Here is a 21013-nt window from a genome sequence, read left to right as displayed (position 1 = left end):
TTTCTACGGAGCCTGTCGCCACTGTTTACAGAGATATAAACAAAGTTCCGCATGATTACGTTGTATCAATTTCCCAGAGCCTGGAACATTCCCAACCCCAGTCAGTTTTGCGTAAAGCTGGAAACGTATCTACGCATGGCCGGCATCGACTATCAAATAGCCGAAACCCTGCCGCTTTATGCGCCCTTGGGCAAACTGCCTTTCATAGAAGACAACGGCCTAAAGCTTGCCGATAGCCGGATGATTATTCGCTATCTGCAACACCATTATGGCGACAGCCTGGATGAGCATCTATCGACCGAGCAAAAGGCCATAGCTCTGGCTTGGCAACGCTTGTTGGAAGAACATTTGTATTGGGTGTGCATGTATAGCCGCTGGCAATACGGGGCGAAGAATTGGCAAATCAATAAGCAGGCGATCTTTCAAGGGTTGTCGCAACCCATGATGGACATAGTTGCCGCTTTCTATAGGCTGCGGATTCGGGGACAGATGCGCGGCCACGGGATTGGCCGGCTACCCGCCGCCGACATATTCGAATTGGGCCGGTGCGATGTGGCGGCTATTTCCGCCGCGCTTCACGGCAAGGCGTTTTTGTTGGGAGACCGGCCCAGCAGTGTCGATACCTCGGCCTTTGGCGTATTGATCAATCTATTGGCCTGTCCCGTCAGTTCACCAGTCAAGGATTACGCCTTAACGCAATCCGCTTTAGTCGATTACTGTCGACGCATTCAAGAACGCTATTTTCCAGAGCTGGGCGAACCGACGTTTGGGGAATGATGGTCCAGCATGGCGCAAGCGTCGCGAATTTCATCACGTAGCCAGCGGTTGGCGACATCCTGGTCTTGCAGCGGATGCCAGACCATGACCGTGTCGTAATGCGGTAAATCCAGCGGCAAGGGCACCCATTGCAATGGCAAGTTCCGGACGAATTGCTCGGCCGTTCGTTTGGGAAAAGCCATGACCATGTCCGTTTGTGCCACGATCAACGATGCGGACAGAAAATGCGACACGGTCAGCGCCACACGCCGCTCGCGGCCGTGTTCCGCTAACCAGGCGTCCACTTGGCCCATGCCGGCCCCGGTTCTGGATAGCAGTATATGCGGCAGGTCGATATAGTCTTCCAGCGTCAATACCGCATTCACTCGCGGGTGGCCTATGCGGGCCACGCAGACCATGAAATCGTCGAACAGGCGTTCGCAATGTAGATGTTTGGGTGGATTCAACATCACTTCAAAACCCAGTATCAGGTCTATCTCGCCTTGCTCCAGCGCATTAAGCGGAAAGCGGCTGCTGGTACGTTTGAAATGAATATCTACGCCCGGCGCCTGGCGGGCGATGCGCGGCGCCAGTATCGGCAATAGCAAGGCTTCCACGTAATCCGTCGCCGCGATGGTAAAAGCTCGCCGGCAACTGGCGGGATCGAACGGCGCCGGCGCTCGAATCAAACCTTCCACATCCTTAAGCACCGCGGCCACGGGTGCCACCAGCGACAGGGCGCGTAGCGTCGGTGTCATACCCTCCGGGGTTTTCACCAGCAACGGGTCTTCCAATTGTTGCCGCAAGCGTTGCAGCACGTGGCTCATTGCCGATTGGCTAATGAACATTTTTTCCGCCGCCCTCGACACGTTGCGTTCCTTCATCAGCAGATCGAAGGCGATCAATAGATTCAAATCAAACGTTCTTAAGTCGGCCATGGCTGGGTTTCCTGAATGTAAACGCAGGCTATGTTACCGAAAATGCCTGGGGCGTTTGGCATCAATTATTTTCATAGGCGCATGAATACAAAGCATTTTACCGCTTGCCTCCTCAGGCATAGATTACTCGCCGACGCAGCCGCCGGCGTTTAGATCCCCCCAAGGAATTTGCAAGTTAACGCGGTAGCGCGTCGCCTGACTCTCAATCGTGCATCAAGCGCCGGATTTTGGCGGGATGCTGATTGAGAAAAACAAGGTGGTCAGTGGATCACCAAAACTTACTCAATTATCAGGAGAATCATCATGCCTTTGTGGAAAGTCTATCATCCCAGCGGAGCCTTCAGCGCAGAAGACAAACAGGAACTGGCTGAACAAATCACCAACGTCTATGCGGCGGTGCCAATCCCACGGTTTTATGCGGTGGTCATTTTCGAAGAAGTGGTTAAAGGCAATTGTTTTGTCGGTGGTGTGCGGAATGACAAGTTTATTCGCTTTAAGGTTGACCAAATCGCCCGGACATTACCGGGACCGATCATACGAGAATGGTGGATGCGAACGCTTGACAACGTGATTGCGCCTTTTGTCAAAGAACGCGGTTTCGATTGGGAGATTTCAATTGACGAAACCCCATTCGATCTTTGGTCGCTACAGGGCGAATTGCCACCGCCGTTCGAGTCGATAGCGGAAAAGCGCTGGGTTGCGGAAAATAAGGCTAGCCCTTACACATACCCAGAAAAACTACCCGCAGGTCACTTTTTACTGACCCCTGGCGTAACGGGTTGATTGCCTATTAACCCGGTCCTACTTATCACGGGTATTCCGTTCGGGCTGAGCGGAAGCCCTGGCTGGATTGCCTTTCGACAGGGCGAATGGGGATTTAAGGGCCGGGTTAATAATGCCGAAGTGGTCTGAGACGCTTAGACTTATATTAGCGGCTGAACAGACAACCCACCGGGCATTTACTCGCCCGCAATCGCCATCTGTTCCAGCAAAATCGAGCCCACCCGGATATTACCGCGCAAATCCACATCGTTGCCGATGGCAACGATGTTGCGCAGCATGGACTTTAAATTTCCGGCGATCGTGATTTCTTGCACCGGATACTGGACCACGCCGTTTTCCACCCAAAACCCCGAGGCGCCGCGCGAATAATCGCCGGTCACCCGGTTCACGCCCTGCCCCATCAATTCGGTCACCAGCAAACCGGTGTCCAGCAATTTCAGCATGCCGGCAAAATCGTTGCTGCCGGGTTCGACGGTCAGATTGTGCACGCCGCCGGCATTGCCGGTGGTTTGCATGCCCAACTTGCGGGCCGAGTAGGTGCTGAGCACGTACGATCTTAAAATACCGTCGCTGACAATATCCCTGGCCTTAGTCGCCACACCTTCCGAGTCGTAACTGGCGCTGCCCAGCGCACCTCGCAGGAAGGGTTGCTCATGAATGCGCACGAAATCCGGCAAAATTTGCGTATCCAGCGTATCCAATAAGAACGAGGATTTGCGATATAAACTGCCGCCGCTGATCGCACCGATCAACGCCCCGATCAAACCGGACGCCATTTCGGATGCAAACAATACCGGACATTGCCGCGTACTCAGACTACGGGCGTTCAAGCGAGCTATGGTGCGTTGCGCGGTTTTTTCGCCGACTTGTCTAGCAGATTCCAGAGCTGCCGCATCACGCGCCACGCTGTACCAATAATCGCGCTGCATCGCGTCGCCGCTGCCGGCCAGCACCGAACAACTTAGAGAATGCCGGCTGGATTGGTAACCTTGCAAAAAACCCAGCGAATTGCCGAATACCCGCGTGCCTTGATGCGTATTCACCGACGCGCCTTCGGAATTGCTAATCGCTTTATCGTAGCCGCGCGCGATGTTTTCGCATTCGATGGCGATATTGATGGCTTGCTCGGCGTTAATATCCCAGGGGTGGTTCAGATCCAGATCCGGAAACTCGGTTGCCAATAACTCGGCATCCGGCAAGCCGGAATAGGCATCGTCGCTGGCGTAACGGGCGATACTACAGGCTGCCTTGACGGTTTCTTTTAGCGAATCACTGGAAATATCGTTGGTACTGGCCGACCCCTTTTTCTGGCCGAAATAAACGGTAACCCCTATGCCTTGATCGCAGTGATACTCGACGGTTTCCACTTCCCCTAGCCGCGCCGACACCGACAGCCCGTTGTCTACGCTGAACGCCGCTTCGGCGCCACTGGCGCCTTGTTGTTTGGCTTCGTCCAGTAACTGCTGAACGACATTTTTTAAGCGATTAATTTCTTCCTGATTTTGCACGGTAAGTCTCTTAGAATTCGATTGCAGGTGTGGGCCGAGGCCGAGCGGCCCGAGGCATTAAACGCTGGTGCCGCCGACGGTTAGACCATCGATTTTCAAGGTGGGCTGACCGACGCCGACCGGCACGCTTTGCCCATCCTTGCCGCAAGTGCCGACGCCGCTATCCAAAGCCATGTCGTTACCGACCATCGATACTTTAGTCAACACGTCCGGACCATTACCAATTAGCGTGGCACCTTTCACTGGGCGGGTAATTTTGCCGTCTTCAATCAAGTAGGCTTCGCTGGTGGAAAACACAAATTTGCCGGAGGTAATATCCACCTGGCCGCCGCCAAAGTTACGGGCGTACAAGCCTTTCTTAACGGAACGGATAATTTCTTCCGGATCGCTCTGCCCCGGCAGCATATAGGTATTGGTCATGCGCGGCATCGGCAAATGCGCATACGATTCGCGGCGGCCGTTGCCGGTGGGTTTTACGCCCATCAAACGCGCATTGAGCTTGTCTTGCATATAACCTTTTAAAATTCCTTTTTCGATGAGCACGGTGTTTTCGGTGGGCGTGCCTTCGTCGTCGATATTCAAAGAACCGCGCCGACCAACCAGCGTACCGTCATCAACCACCGTGCATAAATCCGACGCTACCCGCTCGCCGACTCGGCCACTAAATGCTGAAGTGCCTTTGCGGTTGAAGTCGCCTTCCAAACCGTGGCCGATGGCCTCGTGCAACAAAATCCCCGGCCAGCCCGGCCCCAACACCACGGTCATATTGCCGGCCGGTGCTTCCTGGGCCTGCAAATTAACCTGGGCCAAACGCACCGCTTCGCGGCCGTATTCGAAAGCCCGGTCATTTTCCAGAAAAAAGCTGTAATCGCTGCGCCCGCCGCCGCCCATGCTGCCCTGCTCGCGGCGACCGTTTTCGACCATAATCACCGTCACGTTCATCCGCACCAAGGGCCGCACATCGGCCGCCAACGAGCCATCCTGATTGGCAATCAGCACGCTGTCATAAGCCGCAATCAAGCTGACCATCACTTCTTCGATACGACTGTCCAACTTGCGGGTTTCGCTATCGACACGTTTTAGTAAGTCGATTTTTGCCTGATCGTCCAGAGACTTCAACGGATTAACCGGTTGGTATAACTGCGGCCAACTCTTGGCGACTTCGATCTGGCGCCGCGCCTGCTGACCGTGTCTGACAATGGCTTTGACGTTATTGGCGGCCTCCAGCAGAATCGGCAATTCGATGCGGTCGCTGTAAGCAAAGCCGGTCTTATCGCCACTCACCACACGTACCCCGGCGCCGTGTTCTATGGAATGACTACCTTCCTTGATAATGCCGCCCTCCATGGACCAGGACTCGAAATGACTGGACTGAAAATAAATATCGGCCGCGTCGACCGGTGCACTGAGCAGCGCCGCCATCACTCGGTCTACGTCCTGGGTTTGCAGGCCGTTGCCGGCCAGAATGGATTGGGTAACTTGTTCTAGTAATGGCATAAGAAAATTAAAAATAAAACGGTTTCGTCAACGATGCACGCCATCACATCACGAAAAATGACGCGATATAAGCAACAGCCACGGCAGTAAAAGCGATAGTCACCTTGTCCCTTATCGTCAGCGACAGCCAATACAACTCTAATTCGGTCTTCCGCCGTACCCAGGTATTCAAAAGCATTTGCTTAAAAGAGGCCCAAAGCCGGGGAACTAATTTCGAAAGTCGATAAAAACCGAACCACGCAATGGTGACCAAAATATAAAACGTCACCACCTGGCTGCCGTGGCGGTCGGACTCGAATAGATACTCGATGATTTCACCGACATCCAAAACGTGGAATACCAATTCGACGGCTTCTTCAATACCTAATTCGACATACTCGAAGGCCACATGAAATCCTTCGAACACCAGATGCATCAATTCACCCAGCAGCTCCAGCGTCACATCGTACATGACGATAGCGAGTACCACAAAACCGACGATGATCAAGTCGAGATTCTTTCTAATCATGGCTAATTCCTTACCGCGCTCGCCACTGTCGCTTCGGGCACCTGCCACTCTACCCGCCAATGCCCCCGGCCATCCGCCAACGCTTGATTCAAGCGAGGCAACAAGGCTTCGGCTTGACTATCCAGTTGCCACGGCGGATTGATGAATAACATGCCGGAACCGGTCATGCCGCGCCCCGGTCCGTCTTCGGCTATACAATGCTCGATGCGCAGCTGGCGAGGAATGCCGCTTTGCTCAAGTTGCCGCATGAAGTTTTCAGTGGCCGCGCGGTCGATGACCGGATACCACAGCGCATAAACACCGGTAGCGAAGTGTTTATATGCGGTCGCCAGCGCGGCAACGATTTTTTTGTATTCGTCGCGCATTTCGTAACTGGGATCGATCAGAATCAAGCCGCGCTTTTGGATGGGTGGTAATTTTTTGCTCAAGGTTTGCAAGCCGTCTTCCTTGGAGACGCTGACCTGCTTGTCGCCGGCGAACAATTGCTGAAGGGCTTCGACATCGCTGCTATGCAATTCGGACAATACCAAGCGATCTTGTTGCCTGACCAAACGCTTGACCAATTGCGGCGAGCCGGGGTAGCGCACCAGTTGCCGTCCGGTGTTTTCCGCACGTACTGCGGATAGATAATCTTTTAATTCCGGCGGCGCGTCCTGGCTGTCCCAAAGTTTGGCGATGCCTTGCTGGTATTCGCCGGTTTTTTGGGCAAACTCGGATTTAAAAGAATATTTACCGGCTCCGGCGTGGGTATCGATGTAAACAAACGGTTTGTCTTTCTGTTTCAAGGCGTTGATCGCCAGCGTCAGCAGACTGTGCTTTAAAACATCGGCAAAATTGCCGGCGTGGAAGCCGTGGCGGTAACTAAGCATGCTGTTCACCCATTATTATTGTTATTCCATTCCGTTCAATTTCAGCTTAATTTGGCTCTGAACATAAAAAACACCGCACCCAGCAAACATAGCCCGGCCCAGAGATAATCCAGTTTCAACGGCTCTTTCATGTAGAACACCGAGAAGGGTACGAATACGCTCAGCGCTATCACTTCCTGCATAATTTTCAGTTGGGCGACACTGCACTGCGTGTATCCGATACGATTGGCGGGCACTTGTAACAGATATTCGAATAGGGCGATGCCCCAACTGACGAATGCGGCCAGCAACCAGGGCTTGTTATTCAATTCCTTTAGATGTGCGTACCAGGCAAAGGTCATAAAGACGTTGCTGCAAATCAATAAGCCGGCGGAGACCAGGATGGCATTCATGCTGATTCAATTGTTAGTTGCTGATAGCGTTGTTTGTAATCGTTGACGGCTTGGGCCCGCAATTTGCGGATAGCGATACCAATCTGCTCGCCTTGCAAGCCTTTCAGCAAAGCCGCCGAGGTATCGACAGCCGTGGCCGCCAGTGCCGCCGAGCGAATGTAGTCGGCTTGCGGGTAGGGCCGGTCTTCGAATCCGGTCCGGCCGCGCGCGTCGGCTTCGCACGCCTGGAGAAATTCAGCCAAATGGCTATCGGGCTTGAATGCGCCCAGGGTTTGCAACATATCGGTCAAGGTATCCGCCCGCAATTCCAAAGCCCGGTGGCAATGGGTGTGGTATTGCATGACCTGCGCGCACAGCGATTTAAAATGATTCGGCACCCGCAATCTTTGGCACAGTTTGGCAAGCACCGGCAAACCTTTTTGCTCATGCCCATGATGGCTGGGCCAATGCTGGCTGGGGGTCAAGGCCTTACCTAGATCATGTAACAAGGCCGCTAGGCGTACCTCTGGCTTTTCGGAAAGCCGCGCCGCCTGCTCCAGCACCATCAAGGCATGCACGCCGGTATCGATTTCCGGATGATATTTCTCCGGTTGCGGCACGCCGAATAAAGCGTCGAGCTCGGGAAAAACCACTCGCAATGCGCCACAGTCTTTCAGCACCTGGAAAAACGCCGCCGGCGTTCGCTCCAATAAGGCTTTGTGCAACTCGGCCCACACCCGCTCGGCAACCAGAAAATCCGCTTCGCCGGCCACCACCATCTTGCGCATCAATTCCAGCGTTTCCTCGGCGACATTAAAGCCCAAATGGGCATAACGGGCAGCGAAACGGGCCACACGCAAGATCCGCACCGGGTCTTCACTAAAAGCGGGTGACACATGGCGCAAGATGCGGTTTTCCAAATCGCGCCGTCCATGAAACGGATCAATCAATTCGCCGTCATCCGTCATTGCCATTGCATTGACGGTTAAATCCCGTCGCAATAAATCCTCTTCCAGCGTCACATCCGGTGACGCATGCACCGCAAATCCCTTGTAACCCGGGGCCGTTTTACGCTCGGTACGCGCCAAGGCATATTCTTCGTGATCGATAGGATGCAAAAATACCGGGAAGTCTTTGCCGACCGGCCGAAAACCGGCGGCCAGCATACTGTCCGCAGTCTCACCTACCACCAGCCAGTCACGCTCCTTAACCGGAAAATCCAGCAAACGGTCGCGAACTGCGCCGCCGACCAGATACGTTTTCATGCCTTAGCCACTCGCCTACTTAATGGATCAAAAGACACAGTATAAATGAGTCGCTATCATAGTGCTTTGCTTATTCCCCAGCCATTAATCATCATGACGGAAATTTTTTTAGCCAGCTTTTTACTGGGCATTCTAGCCGGCGTTGCCGCCGGTTTGTTCGGTATAGGCGGCGGCGCATTGATTGTGCCGGTGCTAGTGTGGGTGTTCCAAGCTCAGCGGTTCGATCCCGAGCAAATCATGCTGATCGCCGTGGCCACATCTTTAGCAACCGCAATATTTACTTCGCTGGCCTCTGTGCGTACTCACCACAAACTTGGGAACATCGACTGGCATCGGGCAAAACATTTAGCGCCGAGCATGCTGCTGGGCGCCGTTGGCGGTGCCGTATTGGCCGAATATATCAGCGCCGACTCACTACGTTGGTTTTTTGTTGCTTATCTAATTTATACCAGCGCACAAATGGCAATACCCAAACCCAACAAAGCGTCATCACACCCAGCCAAATTCTCCCTGGATTACCCGATGGGTCTGTTGATCGGCGTACTATCAGCCATTTTAGGCATAGGCGGCGGCACGATGACCGTACCTTATTTGGTGAGCAATGGCCTGCCGATGAAAAACGCGGTCGCCACGTCCAGCACCTGCGCAATCCCTATTGCCCTAGCGGCTGCGACCAGTTACGCGGTATTGGGTTGGCAAGATAATCATTTACCGGTTGGCAGTTTCGGCTATCTGTACCTACCCGCCTTCGCCGGCATAGTCTTAACCAGCATATTTACCGCACCTTTAGGCGCCAAATTGGCGCACAGTTTGCCGGCACAAAAATTGAAGCGTTACTTTGCGATTGTGCTGTTGGCACTTGCGCTGAAAATGGCCTGGTAAGGCCGGGAACTTAAGCGCAGAGACATCGCTCCAAGTGCTGTTAGTTCCGGTTTGATTGCTCTGTTGCGCAAAGAAAAACTTCATCGTATACTTCGGCGCAGCTTTCTCGATCAAGCTATCGCACACAACAACAAAACCTCTGGAGGGTATATAAATGAAATGGGAAACACCAGCTTACAATGACATGCGTTTCGGTTTTGAAGTTACCATGTACATCTACAACCGTTAATCCTTAGGGATGACGATAAAAAAGGGGCATTTTCCTGCCCCTTTTTTTTGCCTGGCGTTTTTTAATCCCGTATCATGCGGCGCTCATTCATCATTCCCCTTAGGCAAACATGAAGATTAGAGTTCTCGGCGCCGGCGCCGGCGGCGGCTTTCCGCAATGGAACTGCAACTGCGACAATTGCCGACGCCTGCGTAATGGCCAATTCAACGGCAAAGCCCGCACCCAGTCATCAATCGCGATCAGTACCGACAACCGCAACTGGCTGCTGTTTAACACCTCGCCGGACATTCGCGCCCAATTGGAGGCGTTTCCCGCCATTCAGCCTAAAGAAGGCATCCGCGATACCGGTATCAAGGCCGTGCTCTTGATCGACAGCCAGATCGACCATACCACCGGCATGCTGATGCTGCGCGAAGGCAAACCGTTGAACGTGTATTGTACCGAGATGGTCAGGCAGGATTTGACTAGCGGTTTTCCGCTATTCAACATGTTGAAAGACTATTGCACCGTCAATCACCATCCGATTGCCTGCGACGAAACCCCGTTCGAGATTCCCGGCATTGATGACATCCGCATTTATGCCCACGCCCTGAAAAGCAAGGCACCGCCCTATTCGCCGCACCGCCACGATCCGCACGACGGCGACAACATCGGCGTCATCGTCGAGCAAATTTCCACCGGTAAAAAACTGTATTACTCACCCGGCCTCGGTGAGATCGAGCCTCACGTCCTGCAAGCGATGCTGAACGTTGACTGTCTAATGGTAGACGGTACCTTCTGGACCGATGACGAAATGGTGACACGCGGCATTAGCCAAAAACGTGCTCGCGACATTGGCCACTTGCCGCAGTCCGGGCCTGGCGGCATGATTGAAGTATTGAATGGCGTGGCGAACGCTCGCAAGATTTTGATTCATATCAACAACACCAACCCGATTCTCGACGAAGATTCGCCGGAGCGTAAAACCCTGGATGCCAACGGCATCGAAGTGGCTTACGACGGACTGGAAATTGACTTATAAAAAGGTGTGACATGACTGCAGATAATCAACCGTGGAGCCGCGAAGAATTCGAAGCCAAATTGCGTGGGATGGAAAAGTTCTACCACATCCATCATCCGATGCACACGCTGATGAATGAAGGCAAACTGACCAAGCAACAATTGCAAGGCTGGGTAGCCAACCGCTTTTATTACCAGGTGATGATTCCGATCAAGGACGCCAATATCATGGCCAACTGTCCTGATCGAGAAACCCGCGCCAAATGGGTTCAACGCATACTCGACCACGACGGCCATCCCGGCGACCCGGGTGGCATCGAAGCCTGGATACGTTTAGGCATCGCGGTTGGCCTGAGCCGCGAAGAAATTACTTCGCTGGAACACGTGCTGCCCGGCGTACGTTTTGCCGTGGACGCTTACGTCAATTTCGCCCGCCGCGCCGAGTGGCATGAAGCCGCCAGTTCCTCTCTAACGGAACTATTCGCCCCCAAAATTCATCAACAGCGCTTGGACAACTGGCCCGACGTCTATCCTTGGGTAGAACAAGAGGGTTACACTTACTTCCGCAAACGCCTGACCGAAGCCCGCCGCGATGTGGAACACGGCTTGGAACTGACGCTAGACTGGTACAAAACCCGCGAACAGCAGGAACGCATGGTGCAAATTCTGAAATTTAAACTGGATGTATTGTGGAGCATGGCCGATGCGATGTATCTGGCTTATGTCGCCGACATGCCGCCGTATTTCAATATCGAAAAATAACCATGCAAACCGCCGAGCGACTTCATTTTAGTGCCGAGGATTATCTGGCTTGGGAAGCAACCCAGGCCGAGAAGCACGAGTTCGTCGCCGGCGAAGTGTTTGCGATGACGGGAGCTCGACAGGATCATGTCGTCGTCAGCCTGAATATCGCATCCGCCTTGAAACAACGCTTACGCGGCACGTTTTGCCGGCCTTATATCGCAGATTTGAAATTGAAAGTCGAAGCAGCCGAAGCGTTTTTCTATCCTGATGTGATGGTATCCTGCCATCCTGGCGATCTAGGCAACCAGCAATATATTTCCAACCCAACGCTGATCGTCGAAGTTCTATCCGACTCGACCGCTGCTTACGACCGCGGCGGCAAATTCGCCGCCTACCGCAAACTCGCGTCGCTACAGGAATACCTGATCGTCGACATCGACGCGCGCCGCGTCGAGTGCTTCCGCCGCACAGCCGAAAACGATTGGCTACTGCACGATTACATAGGCGACGTCGATTGCCAACTACACAGTTTGAGCCTCAGCCTGCCGCTCGCGGAAATTTTTGAAGACATCGAAACGACCTGATTCTCCAGGCGTTTGCTTAAACACCGGAACCCCATGACCATCGCCCCAGACCAACTTATCCAATTCTCGCCCCTGCACAGGCTGCAATGGGAAGAAGCCCAGCAAAAATATGTGATTCTCTATCCCGAAGGCATGGTCGAGTTAAACCAAAGTTCGGCAGAAATCCTCAAGCTATGCGACGGTAGCCGGCTGCTGGCACAAATCGTCAGCGAACTGGAGGAGAAATTCGCCACCTCCGGCCTGACCAACGACATCACTAATTTTTTGAACGTAGCATTGCAAAATGGCTGGATCAGACAAGCTTAATATCACCCCACCGCGCTGGCTGCTGGCGGAACTGAGCTACAAGTGCCCGCTGCAATGCCCTTATTGCTCCAACCCCTTGGATTACGCTAAATATCCGAACGAATTAAGTACCGAGGATTGGAAGCGCGTATTAAGCCAAGCGCGCAAAATGGGTGCGGTACAGCTAGGCTTTTCCGGCGGCGAACCGCTAACCCGCCAGGACTTGACAGAATTGGTAGCATACGCGCGCGAACTGGGTTATTACTCCAACCTGATCACTTCGGGTTATGGCTTGAGCGAAGAAAAAATCGTCGAATTGAAACAAGCCGGTTTGGACCATATCCAGATCAGTATTCAGGCCAGCACCCAGGAACTGAACGACCACATCGCCGGCACTTCGACTTATCAGCATAAGCAAGAAGTGGCAAAGCTGATCAAGAAACACGGCTATCCAATGGTGCTGTGTGTGGTGATCCACCGCGAAAATATTCACCAAATGCCGGAAATTTTGCAGATGGCCGAAAACCTCGGCGCCGATTATCTGGAACTGGCCAACACCCAATATTACGGCTGGGCGCATTTGAATCGAGACGCCTTGCTGCCCACCCGCGAGCAGTTTCAGGAAGCGGAAAAAATTGCCCAGGCTTATAAAGAAAAAGTAGCCGGCAAAATGAAAATTTATTACGTGGTGCCAGACTACTACGAAGACCGGCCAAAAGCCTGCATGAACGGTTGGGGCACGACGTTTTTGACCATCGCCCCGGACGGTACCGCGTTGCCCTGCCATTCGGCTCGCGAATTGCCCGGCCTAGATTGCCCGAACGTCAAGGATTTCAGCATCGAAGAAATCTGGAATGAGTCGAAAACCTTCAACTTCTTCCGCGGCACCGAGTGGATGCAGGAGCCTTGCCGCAGCTGCGACGAGAAGCTTAAAGACTTCGGCGGTTGCCGCTGCCAGGCCTTCTTGTTCAATGGCGACATGTACAGTACTGACCCGGTATGCAGCAAATCGCCGGAGCGACACAGAATTGACGCCGCGATTGATTCGGCGCGCGAACTCGCCTTGTCCGACCGGGAAAAACCGTTGATATTTCGCAACAGCAAAAACTCCAAACAATTTTAAACGCCTATCCCAGCCGGCGGATCATCTGAGCCGCCGGCTGACTCTTCACTCCTGCCCGACAGCAGTCTCCGGCTGCTCTGTTTGACCGCCATCCTGAAACTGCATCTTATGCAATTTGGCATACGCCCCATCGCGAGCCAACAGTTCGCGATGCGAACCTTGTTCGACAATCCGGCCTTTGTCCATTACCAAGATCACGTCCGCACTCTCGATGGTGGACAAGCGATGCGCCACCACCAAAGTCGTGCGGCCTTGCATCACCCGATTTAATGCCGCCTGAATATAGCGCTCCGATTCGGTATCCAGCGCTGAGGTGGCTTCATCCAGAATCAAAATCGGCGCATCTTTTAACAAAGCTCGCGCCAAGGCCAAGCGCTGGCGTTGGCCGCCGGACAGTTTCACGCCGTTCTCACCGATTTCGGTTTCCAATCCTTGCGGCATTTTGCTGATAAAGTCCATCGCATAGGCATCGACCGCGGCCTGCTCTATCTGCTCTCTGGCCGCGCCTTGTAACGCGCCATAGGCGATATTATTCGCGACGGAAGCGTTGAACAAGGTAACATTCTGCGTGACCAAGGCAATCTGTCGGCGCAAACTGTCCAGACGGTAACGTTTTAACTCCACGCCGTCGATCAAAATCTCGCCCTGCTCGTAGTCGTAAAAACGCGGCAACAGGTTAATCATCGTGCTTTTGCCGCCGCCCGAAGCCCCCACCAAAGCAACGGTCTGTCCCGGCTCAATAGTCACATTGATATTGTTTAAGGCCGGGGTTTCGCTGCCGGGATAGCTAAAACTGAGATTTTTGAATTCGATGCGGCCCTGGCTACGCTCAACCTGATAGTCGCCACCATCGATTTCCGCCGGCTCGTCCAATACTTCGAACAAAGACTCCGCCGCCGCGATACCGCGCAAAATCTCGGAATTAGCATCGCTCAATTGCCGAATCGGCTTGGGTAACAAGAACGCCGCGGTAAAAAAGCCGACGAATTCCCCCGGACTGGACGATTTCATCATGATCAAGGCCAAATACATCATGCCGGCCAAGGCAAAAGAAATGACCAGTTGCATCAATGGGTTATTTAACGACACTGTCATGATCAGCTTGCGATGTTGACCACGATTTTCCAGACTGGCTTTCTTAAAGCGTTGCCGCTCGTAATCTTCCCCGCCGAAACTTTTTACGATACGGTTTCCGGAGACCATTTCCGAGGTGATATGCGTCAAATCGCCGACCGTATCCTGCATGTTGCGGCTTAAGCGTTTTAAACGTTTGCCGACATAACGCACCATGATCGCTACCACCGGTGCTATCGCCAAAAACACCAAGGAGAGCTGCCAGTTGGTATAAGCCAGATAACCCAGCAAGCCAACCGCAGTAAAACCTTCGCGCACGAAAGAACGAATCGAATCGGACGTCGCCCGCGTGACTTCGCCGATGTTATTGGTAATCCGCGAAATCATGTAGCCGCTGTTATGCGCATCGAAATATTGCACCGACAAGCGGGTGTACTGATTAAAAATTTCGCAACGCAGCTTGTGAATTAAATTGCCGGAAATTCGCGCCAGGTAATAATTACCCAAAAACGAGCCTATGCCGCGTACCAGAAACAACACCACGAAGGCCAGCGGCAGATATTGAATATCTCCCCGATCCGGCGCCCCAAAGCTGTCGATGATGCGCTGAATAATCATGACCACCGCCGGCTCGGTCGCGGCATAGATCGCAAAACCGATGGCAGTTACCAAAAATAAACGCCAATACGGCAACACAAACGCAAGTAAGCGTTTGTACACCTGGCTGTCCGTCATGGTTTTGCGCGAATTTTGTAACGTGTTCAATACTGTTTACCTTTAAAATGTACAGCCATGTTGATCAGCCAGCGTTCCATGCCCAACCAAAAACCGCTCAATATACAACCTAAACGCATTTTGGTGATAACCCTGCGTTATCTGGGCGATACGCTGCTGGTTACCCCACTCATCTCGTCGCTGAAGCAAGCCTATCCAAACGCCGACATTGACGTTCTACTACCGGCCAGCAACGCCGGTATGCTGGAAGGCAATCCCGACATCCGGCGCTTATTAACCGTAGCGGGCAAGCCAGGCGGTTTGGCGTTCGGCAAATTGTTATTCAACCTGTTTCGCCGTTACGATTTGGCCATTTCCACGCAAGCCGGCGACCGGCCAACTTTGTGCGCAGCGATAGCCGGCAAAATCAGCATCGGCTTTGTGCCTGACGATGCTGGCAAGGCTTGGTGGAAGAAAGCACTACTCAAGCGCTGGCTGGTATTTAGCAGCGATTACGGTCACGCCGTCTTGGAAAACTTGCGCTTCTGCAAGTTACTGGGAATAGCGCCTTGCTATCGCCTGACTCCACCGCAAAGCTCTACGCCGATACCCAGCATAGCTGATCCCTACGTCGTTCTGCATATTATGCCGCAATGGCGCTATAAACAGTGGCACGCCGAGGGCTGGTGCGAGCTCATCGCCTTTTTAGACCGGCAAGGTTTTAAAGTCGTATTAACCGGCAGCGGCAATCCCGCCGAGTTGGCAGCCTTGCGAGAAATACAGCAACAACTGTCGGCAGGCGCGCTCAATCTTGCCGGTCAGCTTTCGCTGGCGCAATTGTCCGCATTGATTGGCAAAGCCGCATTCTTCGTCGGCCCCGACACCGGCATCACCCACTTGGCGGCGGCCACCGGCACACTGACTTTTGCCTTATTCGGACCCACCGATCCGGAGAAATGGGCACCCTGGCCGTGCGAATACGGCGAAGATAAAATGCCATTCGCGTCTCGCGGTTCAAGCCAAGTAAATAACGTGTATCTGCTGCAAGGCCAAACCGAACAAAACTGCTTACCCTGCCAACTGGAAGGTTGCGACCGGCACCGCGACAGCCATAGCGCCTGCCTCGATCAGCTTTCCAGCGCCAGGGTGATCGACGTGATCGCGCAGACATTGCAAGCCAAACGGCCATAACGATGATGTTATTTTCCACAAAACCGTCGATAATCGCCGCTTTTGTCAGCAGCCTAACTACAATTTCGCATGATGCAATCGCCTAGCCTTGACCGCATTTTGGTTTTGAATGTCAGAGAGTTCAGTCAACGCCGTATGTTCATGGAACAACAACTGCGCGATTTCGGACTATCAGCGGAATTTATTTTCGACTGGGATATAGGCGATTTGACAGACAGCCTGGTGGCCGAGTATTTCCGTGACGACCATCATCTGACTACGGCTCAGCAATCCTGCGCATTAAAGCATGTGGCAGCCTTACAGAGAATTGCGGACGGTAATGGCCAAGGTTTCTGTTTGGTACTGGAAGACGATGCCGTGTTCAGTAAGGATATTCAGCTCGGTTTGCAACGCGCACTCAGTCAGAGCGGGCAATTTCCCGGCAACAAAGTCATCTACGTCGGCTCCGGCGGTAATTTTTTTACGCCCAAGAGTCAGCGCAAACCGGATCAATACCTGTATCTCGGGCATCGCGGTCGCTTTGCCGATTCCTATCTTATTGATTCCAGCACCGCCCGCCAGAGACTAGACTGGATTAAAACTCACAAAATCGCCGAACCGATTGACAATCAGTTCGAAAAAATCGACAAACAGCTCGGCATTCAAATGATTTGGCTGGAAGATCCTGTCATCGAACAAGGCAGTAAAAACGGCCTGTTCAAAAGTGCTTTGGAAGCCGATCCGCCCACCTGGCTGAAAGGACTGTTTTTCCGCTGGGAAAAACTCAAGCGTAAATACATTTATCAGTTATGGCGCTAAGGCTACAAAATATGCTTGCATCCCCCCTGACATCCGAGACATCGCTCAACATCTGTCGCTGCCTCACTATTGCCGCTGCTATCGCCGCCCCCGTTTCCACGGCGGTTGCCAGCATAGCCAGCGTGGCATTACTGATATTCTGGCTACTTTCCGGCCAGGCAGTGCAGACCCTTAAGTTATCCTGGCAACAGCCTGTCGGAAAAATGATCGTGCTTTTCTTTGCCTGGTTAATCATCGGCACGCTTTACGCCGAAACAGACTGGCACAGCAAATTGGAAACCTTATCCAGCTGGAAAAAACTACTTTACGTGTTTCTGCTACTCGGTGTTTTTCAGCAATCGCAGTGGCAAAAACGTTTTGTCTACAGCTATTTTGTCGCCATGGTGGTGGCTGGCATGATTGCGATGCCGCTTTGGGCGTTGGATCTTATCGTTAGAGACGGCCGGGAAGCCGGTATTTTCATGACCAATCACGCCACCCAGAGCACTGCTTTTGTGGCGGCCCTGCTATGCGCTATCTTCCTGGTGCAAGAACCGCTGACCCCACGTTGGAAATATGCCGTGTGGGCGGGAATTGCCCTATTTTTATTCAATATTTTCTTCATCAGTACCGGTAGGAGTGGCTATTTGGCTGTCCCCATCGCCGCGGTTTTTGCGTTCGGCTCGATATATGGGTATAGCAAACTACCGCAGATTATCGGGATAGCCGCGATTGTCTTGATTGCCTTTGGCCTGAGCTCCAACACGTTGCAAGACCGATTCAGACTGGCGTGGGACGAACAAGCCAGTTATCAAAGCAGTCAGGATTTAACCTCAGTAGGCATTCGGGTGGTCTTTTACAAAAACACCCTGGAACTCATCGAGAAAGCGCCTTGGTTTGGCTATGGCACCTCGTCGTTCAAACCGACCTATAGTCAGTATGCTTCGGCCAAAAGCCAGGGTTGGCAAGGCACCAGCACTAGCGACCCGCATAATCAATACCTGTTTATTTGGCTGGAAAACGGCTTGGTCGGCTTGCTGCTGTTCTTTGCTTACATTGTCGTCGCATTGCGCCAAGGCATGAATAACAAGCCCTACGGGCCGATTGCCGCCAGTTTTTTGGTGGCAATTTGTGCTTCAAGCCTGTTCAACTCGCATTTCAAAACTTTTGCTGAAGGCTATTTGCTGGCGTTTTTTCTCGGCGCCTTACTCAGTCATCCTGCCGATTCCACCCTTCGTCAGGCCAATGCTTAGCGTTATCGTCATCACCAAAAACGAGGCGCAACATATCGGCCGCTGCCTGGCATCGGTTGCTTGGGCCGATGAAATCATTGTTCTCGACTCGGGTAGTAGCGATGAGACTGTCGCGATTTGCCGACAATTTACCGATAAAGTCTTCATCACCGACTGGCCCGGATTTGGACCGCAAAAACAGCGGGCATTGGACAAGGCACAAGGAGACTGGGTGCTGTCTATCGATGCCGATGAGGAAGTCGGGCCGGCATTAAAAGACGAAATCCTGCAAGCCATGCAGCAAAACGAGGTGCAGGGCTTCGAAATCCCGCGCTTATCCAGCTACTGCGGCAAGCCAATCAAGCATGGCGGCTGGTGGCCGGATTACGTGCTTAGGCTGTTTCGCCGCGATGTCGGACGGTTCAGCAGCGAAGTCGTGCATGAGCGTATTGAGGTTAAAGGGGCTATCCGTCGGCTTAATAACCCGCTTTGGCATGAAGCCTTCGTAGACCCGGCAGAGGTGTTACATAAGATCAACGCTTATTCTTCGCTGGGCGCCGAGAAAATGTTTAAAAGTGGTAAGCGCGCCAGCTTGGGCAAAGCCATCGGCAAGGGCCTGTGGACCTTCATCCGCACTTACTTCGTCCAGGCAGCCATTCTGGATGGCGCGGAAGGCTTAATGTTGGCCATATCCAACGCCGAGGGCAGTTATTACAAATACCTGAAACTACGCGAGCTTTGCAGTAAAACAGCCAGCAAATGAACAGCTTGATCTCGGTCATCGTCACCACCTATAACTGGCCGGAAGCGCTTTCCGCCTGTTTACTCGCACTAATGGCTCAACAAGATCGCCGGTTCGAAATTATCGTCGCCGACGACGGGTCCGGCGCTGCAACGCAGAAATTGATCAAAGACTTTATCGAAACCAGCGAAATTCCGTTGCGGCATATTTGGCATGAGGATCAGGGATTTAGGGCCGGCACTATCCGTAACAAGGCGGTTGCCGACAGTCGCGGCGATTATCTGCTATTTATGGACGGCGATTGCGTAGCGCTACCCGGCTTTATTCACCATCACCGACAATTGGCGGAAACCGGTTATTTCGTTCCGGGCAACCGGCTGCTATTAAACGAACGATACACCGCGCAGGTATTACGGCAAAAAATACCGTTGCATGAGCAGTCGTTTGGCTTTTTTTTATTGCAACGACTACAAGGCCGCATCAACCGATTGCTGCCGTTACTGTATTTACCGCTGTACAACTGGCGTTATCGGCAACCGCAGAATTGGCAAAAAGCCATGACCTGCAATCTGGCGGTCTGGAAAGCTGATTTTTTGGCAGTTAACGGGTTTGATGAAGCTTTTGAAGGCTGGGGATATGAAGATTCGGATCTGGTGATCCGTTTGATTCACCAAGGCGTCAAACGCAAGGAAGGCCGGTTCGCGGCGCCGGTTTTACATCTTTGGCACCGGCATAACGATAGAAGCCAACACGATGCAAACTATCAGCGCTTGTTACAGCGAGTTGCGGATACAACGATGATTCGCGCGGACCAGGGCGTGAGTCAATATCTGGAAACGAACTGCGGCTAACCCAAGCCGGAACGTTTACTGCCGCCATGTAAGCGCATCAATAAAACCGCTTCGTCACGGGTTAGTCCGCAATCCCTGACCAGTTCCTCAATACCGACGCCATTGCGGATTTTTTGGATCACATCTTCATAGCCGCTTGCGGGAATAGGTTCTGCGGGCGCCACGTTAGTTACAGTTTGCCGCAGCGTATTGACTTGATCCACAATGCTATTTAAGCGCGAGTCGTTGGCCGCTAGCCGCCGATCAACAGCCACCGCGGCGGAACAAAGGCCGGCGACGTCCTCGTTGCTACGCTGTACCCGCTCTTCAAGGAGTTGAAATTGTCGTTTTAGTGTTTGCTGCTGGCGCAACAGCCAAACTAACATCGCTAGGATGCATACGACTACCCCCGCCAAAACCAGCAATAAATATTCGCTCATCACACTATTTCGTCAACATGCTCGGCAGGCTGTTTATTGTTTTTGTTTGGGTCGGGTTTGGTTTGCGGTTGTTTTTGCGGAGGGCGTTTTTCGCGCTCTTCCCGCTCGACCTTGTATATCGTGTGCACTGGAGAAAAAGGCGTGATCGGTGTTATCTGGGTCATGTTGCACCTCGCATGCCTAGTTAGGCAATCAAAACATATCCAGCTCGGCTTTTTCGTCGTCGCTAAGGAATTTATTCAAATCTACCAGAATTAACAAATGATTGTCGCGACTGGTGACACCTTGAATGTATTTTGAGCTTTCTTCATTTCCGACGTTGGGCGCAGTCTCAATCTCTGAAGCGCGCATTTCCACGACTTCAGCGACACTATCCACCAAAATACCGATGATATGCCGGTCGGTTTCGATAATCACCACCCGCGACGCATCGTCCGTGTCCTTGGAAGGCAAGCCGAAACGGTTACGGGTATCGATGACGGTGACCACATTCCCGCGCAAATTGATGATACCCAATACGTAGGAAGGCGCGCCGGGCACCGGGGCAATCTCGGTAATACGCAACACCTCTTGCACTTGCATGACATTGATGCCGTACTTTTCGTCGCCTAGACAAAAAGTCACCCATTGCATGATAGGGTCGCCTTGTTTTTTATCTTCGCTCATTTTGCT

At 52.8% G+C, this 21013-nt stretch carries 25 protein-coding genes; 14 read left to right on the top strand and 11 right to left on the bottom strand.

The window, feature by feature from the left end; genetic code table 11:
• Positions 1-51: 51 nt before the first annotated feature.
• Positions 52-777: a glutathione S-transferase family protein gene (locus tag ACH5Y9_RS23265; protein ID WP_445367753.1), complete on the top strand. Its 726-nt coding sequence runs from the start codon at positions 52-54 to the stop codon at positions 775-777.
• Here ACH5Y9_RS23265 and ACH5Y9_RS23260 read toward each other — a convergent pair.
• Complete coding sequence (locus ACH5Y9_RS23260; protein ID WP_445367752.1) at positions 738-1694, bottom strand: LysR family transcriptional regulator; 957 nt, start codon at positions 1692-1694, stop codon at positions 738-740. The two genes, ACH5Y9_RS23265 and ACH5Y9_RS23260, sit on opposite strands and share 40 nt — an antisense overlap.
• Before the next feature lie 303 nt (positions 1695-1997).
• Between ACH5Y9_RS23260 and ACH5Y9_RS23255 the strand changes: the two genes are divergently transcribed.
• Positions 1998-2477, top strand: coding sequence for a tautomerase family protein (locus ACH5Y9_RS23255; RefSeq protein WP_445367751.1), 480 nt, complete (start codon positions 1998-2000; stop codon positions 2475-2477).
• 176 nt (positions 2478-2653) lie between these two features.
• On the opposite strand, the gene pmbA is transcribed toward ACH5Y9_RS23255, so the two are convergent.
• Genes pmbA through ACH5Y9_RS23225 form a run of 6 tightly spaced genes read right to left on the bottom strand, consistent with a single transcriptional unit; the run spans position 2654 to position 8495 of the window.
• Positions 2654-3985 carry a metalloprotease PmbA gene (pmbA, locus tag ACH5Y9_RS23250; protein WP_445367750.1) on the bottom strand — a complete coding sequence of 444 codons (1332 nt, stop codon included), beginning with the start codon at positions 3983-3985 and terminating at the stop codon, positions 2654-2656.
• Positions 3986-4042: 57 nt separating this feature from the next.
• On the bottom strand, positions 4043-5482 hold the full coding sequence (tldD, locus tag ACH5Y9_RS23245; RefSeq protein WP_101053255.1) for a metalloprotease TldD: 1440 nt from the start codon (positions 5480-5482) through the stop codon (positions 4043-4045).
• A 43-nt stretch (positions 5483-5525) separates the two neighbouring features.
• Entirely contained in the window at positions 5526-5990 is a 465-nt protein-coding gene (locus tag ACH5Y9_RS23240; protein ID WP_033159385.1) for a hypothetical protein, read from the bottom strand.
• 2 nt (positions 5991-5992) lie between these two features.
• Positions 5993-6859: a 23S rRNA (adenine(2030)-N(6))-methyltransferase RlmJ gene (locus tag ACH5Y9_RS23235; RefSeq protein WP_445367749.1), complete on the bottom strand. Its 867-nt coding sequence runs from the start codon at positions 6857-6859 to the stop codon at positions 5993-5995.
• A gap of 41 nt (positions 6860-6900) precedes the next feature.
• Positions 6901-7251 carry a DMT family protein gene (locus ACH5Y9_RS23230; RefSeq protein WP_319962295.1) on the bottom strand — a complete coding sequence of 117 codons (351 nt, stop codon included), beginning with the start codon at positions 7249-7251 and terminating at the stop codon, positions 6901-6903.
• Positions 7248-8495 (bottom strand): multifunctional CCA addition/repair protein, encoded by a 1248-nt coding sequence (locus ACH5Y9_RS23225; RefSeq protein ID WP_445367748.1) that lies wholly within the window; start codon positions 8493-8495, stop codon positions 7248-7250. Before ACH5Y9_RS23225 ends, ACH5Y9_RS23230 begins: the two co-directional genes overlap by 4 nt.
• A gap of 93 nt (positions 8496-8588) precedes the next feature.
• On the opposite strand from ACH5Y9_RS23225, the gene ACH5Y9_RS23220 reads away from it, so the two are divergent.
• The 7 genes from ACH5Y9_RS23220 (at position 8589) to pqqE (ending at position 13341) form a co-directional block, all read left to right on the top strand.
• Entirely contained in the window at positions 8589-9377 is a 789-nt protein-coding gene (locus ACH5Y9_RS23220) for a sulfite exporter TauE/SafE family protein (RefSeq protein ID WP_445367747.1), read from the top strand.
• Positions 9378-9531: 154 nt separating this feature from the next.
• Positions 9532-9606: a pyrroloquinoline quinone precursor peptide PqqA gene (pqqA, locus tag ACH5Y9_RS23215; RefSeq protein WP_054760176.1), complete on the top strand. Its 75-nt coding sequence runs from the start codon at positions 9532-9534 to the stop codon at positions 9604-9606.
• A 109-nt stretch (positions 9607-9715) separates the two neighbouring features.
• Entirely contained in the window at positions 9716-10627 is a 912-nt protein-coding gene (gene pqqB, locus ACH5Y9_RS23210) for a pyrroloquinoline quinone biosynthesis protein PqqB (RefSeq protein ID WP_033159389.1), read from the top strand.
• Between the two features lie 11 nt (positions 10628-10638).
• Entirely contained in the window at positions 10639-11367 is a 729-nt protein-coding gene (gene pqqC, locus ACH5Y9_RS23205; protein WP_033159390.1) for a pyrroloquinoline-quinone synthase PqqC, read from the top strand.
• 2 nt (positions 11368-11369) lie between these two features.
• Positions 11370-11933: a Uma2 family endonuclease gene (locus tag ACH5Y9_RS23200; protein WP_033159391.1), complete on the top strand. Its 564-nt coding sequence runs from the start codon at positions 11370-11372 to the stop codon at positions 11931-11933.
• A 33-nt stretch (positions 11934-11966) separates the two neighbouring features.
• Positions 11967-12239, top strand: a complete 273-nt coding sequence (pqqD, locus tag ACH5Y9_RS23195; RefSeq protein ID WP_033159392.1) for a pyrroloquinoline quinone biosynthesis peptide chaperone PqqD — start codon at positions 11967-11969, stop codon at positions 12237-12239.
• Positions 12217-13341, top strand: a complete 1125-nt coding sequence (pqqE, locus tag ACH5Y9_RS23190) for a pyrroloquinoline quinone biosynthesis protein PqqE (RefSeq protein WP_033159393.1) — start codon at positions 12217-12219, stop codon at positions 13339-13341. The genes pqqD and pqqE overlap by 23 nt, the downstream gene beginning before the upstream one ends.
• Positions 13342-13386: 45 nt before the next feature.
• Here the strand turns inward: pqqE and msbA are convergent, their stop codons facing one another.
• Positions 13387-15150 (bottom strand): lipid A export permease/ATP-binding protein MsbA, encoded by a 1764-nt coding sequence (gene msbA / locus ACH5Y9_RS23185; RefSeq protein ID WP_445369919.1) that lies wholly within the window; start codon positions 15148-15150, stop codon positions 13387-13389.
• Between the two features lie 78 nt (positions 15151-15228).
• On the opposite strand from msbA, the gene ACH5Y9_RS23180 reads away from it, so the two are divergent.
• The 5 genes from ACH5Y9_RS23180 (at position 15229) to ACH5Y9_RS23160 (ending at position 19922) form a co-directional block, all read left to right on the top strand.
• Positions 15229-16320: a glycosyltransferase family 9 protein gene (locus ACH5Y9_RS23180; RefSeq protein ID WP_445367746.1), complete on the top strand. Its 1092-nt coding sequence runs from the start codon at positions 15229-15231 to the stop codon at positions 16318-16320.
• A gap of 69 nt (positions 16321-16389) precedes the next feature.
• Positions 16390-17118 carry a glycosyltransferase family 25 protein gene (locus ACH5Y9_RS23175; protein WP_445367745.1) on the top strand — a complete coding sequence of 243 codons (729 nt, stop codon included), beginning with the start codon at positions 16390-16392 and terminating at the stop codon, positions 17116-17118.
• An 11-nt stretch (positions 17119-17129) separates the two neighbouring features.
• Positions 17130-18350, top strand: a complete 1221-nt coding sequence (locus tag ACH5Y9_RS23170) for an O-antigen ligase family protein (RefSeq protein ID WP_445367744.1) — start codon at positions 17130-17132, stop codon at positions 18348-18350.
• Positions 18343-19092 (top strand): glycosyltransferase family 2 protein, encoded by a 750-nt coding sequence (locus ACH5Y9_RS23165; RefSeq protein WP_445367743.1) that lies wholly within the window; start codon positions 18343-18345, stop codon positions 19090-19092. Before ACH5Y9_RS23170 ends, ACH5Y9_RS23165 begins: the two co-directional genes overlap by 8 nt.
• Positions 19089-19922 carry a glycosyltransferase family 2 protein gene (locus ACH5Y9_RS23160; protein WP_445367742.1) on the top strand — a complete coding sequence of 278 codons (834 nt, stop codon included), beginning with the start codon at positions 19089-19091 and terminating at the stop codon, positions 19920-19922. Before ACH5Y9_RS23165 ends, ACH5Y9_RS23160 begins: the two co-directional genes overlap by 4 nt.
• Here ACH5Y9_RS23160 and ACH5Y9_RS23155 read toward each other — a convergent pair.
• From ACH5Y9_RS23155 to ACH5Y9_RS23145, 3 genes are read right to left on the bottom strand one after another with little or no spacing between them, the layout of a single operon-like run.
• Positions 19919-20341: a DUF2802 domain-containing protein gene (locus ACH5Y9_RS23155; RefSeq protein ID WP_445367741.1), complete on the bottom strand. Its 423-nt coding sequence runs from the start codon at positions 20339-20341 to the stop codon at positions 19919-19921. The two genes, ACH5Y9_RS23160 and ACH5Y9_RS23155, sit on opposite strands and share 4 nt — an antisense overlap.
• Positions 20341-20505, bottom strand: coding sequence for a hypothetical protein (locus ACH5Y9_RS23150; protein ID WP_445367740.1), 165 nt, complete (start codon positions 20503-20505; stop codon positions 20341-20343). Before ACH5Y9_RS23150 ends, ACH5Y9_RS23155 begins: the two co-directional genes overlap by 1 nt.
• Positions 20506-20533: 28 nt before the next feature.
• Positions 20534-21007, bottom strand: a complete 474-nt coding sequence (locus tag ACH5Y9_RS23145) for a chemotaxis protein CheW (protein WP_020483661.1) — start codon at positions 21005-21007, stop codon at positions 20534-20536.
• Positions 21008-21013 lie beyond the last annotated feature (6 nt).

This window comes from Methylomonas sp. BW4-1 (assembly GCF_052474385.1).
Note: the sequence above shows the minus strand (reverse complement) of the source record. Positions and strands in the feature narration are given on the sequence as shown.

What these genes read in the sequence shown, in the direction of transcription:
- msbA (WP_445369919.1), bottom strand. Translation starts at nt 15,150, where the DNA reads ATGACGGACAGCCAGGTGTACAAACGCTTACTTGCGTTTGTGTTGCCG.
- ACH5Y9_RS23255 (WP_445367751.1), top strand. Translation starts at nt 1,998, where the DNA reads ATGCCTTTGTGGAAAGTCTATCATCCCAGCGGAGCCTTCAGCGCAGAA.
- ACH5Y9_RS23170 (WP_445367744.1), top strand. Translation starts at nt 17,130, where the DNA reads ATGCTTGCATCCCCCCTGACATCCGAGACATCGCTCAACATCTGTCGC.
- pqqE (WP_033159393.1), top strand. Translation starts at nt 12,217, where the DNA reads ATGGCTGGATCAGACAAGCTTAATATCACCCCACCGCGCTGGCTGCTG.
- ACH5Y9_RS23150 (WP_445367740.1), bottom strand. Translation starts at nt 20,505, where the DNA reads ATGACCCAGATAACACCGATCACGCCTTTTTCTCCAGTGCACACGATA.
- ACH5Y9_RS23240 (WP_033159385.1), bottom strand. Translation starts at nt 5,990, where the DNA reads ATGATTAGAAAGAATCTCGACTTGATCATCGTCGGTTTTGTGGTACTC.
- ACH5Y9_RS23260 (WP_445367752.1), bottom strand. Translation starts at nt 1,694, where the DNA reads ATGGCCGACTTAAGAACGTTTGATTTGAATCTATTGATCGCCTTCGAT.
- ACH5Y9_RS23225 (WP_445367748.1), bottom strand. Translation starts at nt 8,495, where the DNA reads ATGAAAACGTATCTGGTCGGCGGCGCAGTTCGCGACCGTTTGCTGGAT.
- ACH5Y9_RS23165 (WP_445367743.1), top strand. Translation starts at nt 18,343, where the DNA reads ATGCTTAGCGTTATCGTCATCACCAAAAACGAGGCGCAACATATCGGC.
- ACH5Y9_RS23265 (WP_445367753.1), top strand. Translation starts at nt 52, where the DNA reads ATGATTACGTTGTATCAATTTCCCAGAGCCTGGAACATTCCCAACCCC.
- ACH5Y9_RS23155 (WP_445367741.1), bottom strand. Translation starts at nt 20,341, where the DNA reads ATGAGCGAATATTTATTGCTGGTTTTGGCGGGGGTAGTCGTATGCATC.
- pqqC (WP_033159390.1), top strand. Translation starts at nt 10,639, where the DNA reads ATGACTGCAGATAATCAACCGTGGAGCCGCGAAGAATTCGAAGCCAAA.
- ACH5Y9_RS23160 (WP_445367742.1), top strand. Translation starts at nt 19,089, where the DNA reads ATGAACAGCTTGATCTCGGTCATCGTCACCACCTATAACTGGCCGGAA.
- ACH5Y9_RS23180 (WP_445367746.1), top strand. Translation starts at nt 15,229, where the DNA reads ATGCCCAACCAAAAACCGCTCAATATACAACCTAAACGCATTTTGGTG.
- ACH5Y9_RS23145 (WP_020483661.1), bottom strand. Translation starts at nt 21,007, where the DNA reads ATGAGCGAAGATAAAAAACAAGGCGACCCTATCATGCAATGGGTGACT.
- ACH5Y9_RS23230 (WP_319962295.1), bottom strand. Translation starts at nt 7,251, where the DNA reads ATGAATGCCATCCTGGTCTCCGCCGGCTTATTGATTTGCAGCAACGTC.
- pqqB (WP_033159389.1), top strand. Translation starts at nt 9,716, where the DNA reads ATGAAGATTAGAGTTCTCGGCGCCGGCGCCGGCGGCGGCTTTCCGCAA.
- pqqD (WP_033159392.1), top strand. Translation starts at nt 11,967, where the DNA reads ATGACCATCGCCCCAGACCAACTTATCCAATTCTCGCCCCTGCACAGG.
- tldD (WP_101053255.1), bottom strand. Translation starts at nt 5,482, where the DNA reads ATGCCATTACTAGAACAAGTTACCCAATCCATTCTGGCCGGCAACGGC.
- ACH5Y9_RS23220 (WP_445367747.1), top strand. Translation starts at nt 8,589, where the DNA reads ATGACGGAAATTTTTTTAGCCAGCTTTTTACTGGGCATTCTAGCCGGC.
- ACH5Y9_RS23235 (WP_445367749.1), bottom strand. Translation starts at nt 6,859, where the DNA reads ATGCTTAGTTACCGCCACGGCTTCCACGCCGGCAATTTTGCCGATGTT.
- ACH5Y9_RS23200 (WP_033159391.1), top strand. Translation starts at nt 11,370, where the DNA reads ATGCAAACCGCCGAGCGACTTCATTTTAGTGCCGAGGATTATCTGGCT.
- ACH5Y9_RS23175 (WP_445367745.1), top strand. Translation starts at nt 16,390, where the DNA reads ATGATGCAATCGCCTAGCCTTGACCGCATTTTGGTTTTGAATGTCAGA.